At 55.8% G+C, this 285-nt stretch carries 1 pseudogene; it reads left to right on the top strand.

What is annotated here, in order from left to right:
• Positions 1-285, top strand: a pseudogene (locus MXD62_RS08410) (M1 family peptidase); the annotation flags it as partial.

Below are 285 nucleotides of genomic sequence, written 5' to 3'. Positions count from 1 at the left end.
GATGAAGGACTGACGGAATACGCGGCGCTTGCTTTTCTCAACCAATTCAGTCCAAAGCTGGCAGCAGAACGGATTATGCGACGTGCGCTTCGCGCGAAATTGAGCGAGGACTACCGGGAGAAGGGAGAGTCCTCGTGGCAGCCCGTTGAAAAGTTTCCTGATTGGCAAAGCTACAGCGATCTGGTCTACTCCCGGGCTGCGATCATGCTATGGGAGCTGCGCACCGTGTGGGGCGAGAAAAAAGTGAACAGCGTGCTGGGTCAGTATGTGAACGCCCACCGGTTT

Origin of the sequence: Frankia sp. Mgl5 (genome assembly GCF_023242985.1) — a bacterium.
Taxonomy (GTDB): Bacteria; Actinomycetota; Actinomycetes; order Frankiales; family Frankiaceae; genus Parafrankia; species Parafrankia soli.
This window is presented reverse-complemented; position numbering and strand designations above follow the sequence as displayed.